Origin of the sequence: Streptomyces sp. A1277, assembly GCF_004795015.1 — a bacterium.
In the GTDB taxonomy this organism is placed as follows: domain Bacteria; phylum Actinomycetota; class Actinomycetes; order Streptomycetales; family Streptomycetaceae; genus Streptomyces.
On record NZ_SSBI01000097.1, the window covers coordinates 1 to 2,257 of the forward strand.

A 2,257-nucleotide genomic window follows, 5' to 3' on the forward strand; every position below is an offset into this window, starting at 1 on the left:
CGCGCGCGCCGCGGCGCGGACACCCGGGCCACTCCGCGCCCGCCGCGGCCCCCGGGCCGGCCGTGACCGTGCCGCCGGGCGCGGAGTGGCCCGGGTGTCCGCGCAGCGGGGCGCGCGAGCCGAAGAGGCCGGTGCCGAGGGCCTGGAGGCCCAGACTCTCCTCGCCGGTCCGGTCGCCCGGCAGCGCCCGGAACGAACGGCGGTACTCGGAGTACAGCGCGTCGTAGATCGGGGTCTGGGACGGGCCGCCCGATGGGTCCCGCGAGGGACGCATGGCAGGGATCGGGCTCGGACGCTGGTGGGAGGGGTCGTATGAGTGCACGTAGGTGCCAACGACCCCGTCGGCCGTCGGATGCGGGCCCGCCGGAGAAACACCCGTCGGAGGAACGGCTGTTCCCCTGCCGTGCGCCGGGTGCGCGGTCACGGTCAGGTCCCGGCCAGCGGCATGGCCGCGGCGACCAGCAGCCCGTCGGCGGACGCCTTCTCCAGCGCGTCGCGCAGCAGGTCCTCGCGGGGCTGCTGGCCGATCGAGCCCGCCGGGGCGGCGTAGACCAGCACGGTCTGCGACTTGTTGGCGGCGGTCCGCCAGCCCTCGGTGACCTGGAGGGGCGCGTGCGCCTGCCACCAGGCCACGGGGGCGCCGCCGCCCGTGCCCGGCTGGAGCACGGCGTGCAGCTGGCCCATGGCGAGCAGGATCGACCAGCCGTGCAGCACCTCGGGCTCCTGGTCCATGCGGTGGACCGGGTGGAAGCCCTGCTCCAGGAGCAGCTGGAGGAACTGGTCGCCGTCGCGGCCGTCCGTGCCGGGGCGGGCGATCGCCCCGGTCGGCTCGACCACCAGGGCGGGGTGCAGCTCGTCGTCGATCAGGACGAGGCCGCTGGTGATCCCGAGGACGGCCTGCTCGGGGCTGATCCGGGCCGGTTCCCCCTGCTCGCCGCCGGTGATGCTGCGGACGGCCCCCTGGAGCTGCTCCTCGGCGACCTGGACGACCTGCGAGGGGATGCAGCTGGCGTGCGCGAAGGCGAGGACCGCGGTCTCGTCGCCGACGAACAGCACCGTGCTGGTGCGCTCCTGCTCGGAGTCGCCGGGGGTGCGGCAGGAGGTGCAGTCGTAACTGCCCGGGGCGTTGTCGCCGACGAGCAGCCGGTCGGCTTCGGCATCGCCGATCTCGGCGCGTACGTCCTCGCTGACGTCGAGCATGCGCGGCACGGGTGGCTCCTCGAACTCGGTACGTGCGCCGGGCGGTTCCCGGCTCATGAGATGACAACGGGCGAGCCGCTGCCGGGGTCACGCGGGAAGCCGAAGGGAATCGGACCGGGCCGCGCGGAGCGGGAGGGGCGCGGCCGACAAAGCGGGAAAAACCTGCCCGCGCGGGCCTGTTCGGCGGGGCGGAGAGACGTGGTGCGGGGCGGTGTCCGGCACCCGGCGCGGTGCGGGAAAGCGGGGGAGCGGGGGAGCGGGTTGTCCGCTATACGGTCCCGCGTGTGCGGGCGGGCCTGTCCGATGGTGTGGATATCGGTCCCGTGGGATAAGGGCCCGATAAGGGAGAGTGAATGACGGGCGGCGCCCTCCTTTGCGGCACGTTGTCCGGCGGAGAATTCGACCGCGTCGCGAGGTGTATATCCACCGCGTTCCGCCGCCTTTTACGGCACTCCGCGGTGATCGTTTGCGAGGCTGTGCGATTACTGTGCGTCCGGTTGTGAATCGCACGTTCGGGTGAAGGGGTTCGAACGGAAGACGTGTCGTGATCCTGTGACACAAGTGTGACCGGTGAGGGACGTGAGGATGCCGTGCGCCCCCGCGCGGCCCCCGCTACCGGTGCGGCCCCCGGGCGCCTACGGTGAGAGGTATGGCACCCCTACCGACTCCTCCCGCCCAGCCCGACGACGCCACCGGCGCGTATGTGGGGCTCGCCGCCGAGACCGCCGAACAGCGGGCCCGGGAGCGTGGCTGGTCCACCGTCCGCGCCCTTGCGCCCGGCACGGTCATCACCATGGAGTTCCAGGCCGGCCGGATCAACTTCGAGGTCGACGGCGGTGTCGTCAGACGCTGCTGGACCGGCTGAGAGCGCCGCAGACCCCGGCGTACGCGTGAGGGGCCCCGACCGGGAAGGTCGGGGCCCCTCACGCATGCGGGCGGGCGTCAGCCGCCGGCGACCGGGCGGGCCGGAGCCGTGCCCCCGCGCGGGGCGCGGTCCGAGTGCGGCGGGCGGCGGCTGACGCCCGGGGTGACCGGGGTCCGCTCCGAGCGCACCGCG

General features: G+C 74.2%; 3 protein-coding genes. 1 reads left to right on the top strand and 2 read right to left on the bottom strand.

Translation table 11 applies throughout. The annotated features are described in order from the left end of the window. On the bottom strand, window positions 1-274 hold a 274-nt coding region (locus E6R18_RS33780; RefSeq protein WP_240799952.1), incomplete at its 3' end, for a hypothetical protein. 152 nt (window positions 275-426) lie between these two features. After that, entirely contained in the window at window positions 427-1,209 is a 783-nt protein-coding gene (locus E6R18_RS33785) for a hypothetical protein (protein WP_136320674.1), read from the bottom strand. A gap of 640 nt (window positions 1,210-1,849) precedes the next feature. Here E6R18_RS33785 and E6R18_RS33790 point away from each other — a divergent pair. After that, the gene (locus E6R18_RS33790; protein ID WP_136320675.1) at window positions 1,850-2,065 is read left to right on the top strand and encodes an I78 family peptidase inhibitor; all 216 of its coding nucleotides are present in this window, start codon (window positions 1,850-1,852) and stop codon (window positions 2,063-2,065) included. The last annotated feature ends 192 nt before the right edge of the window (window positions 2,066-2,257 follow it).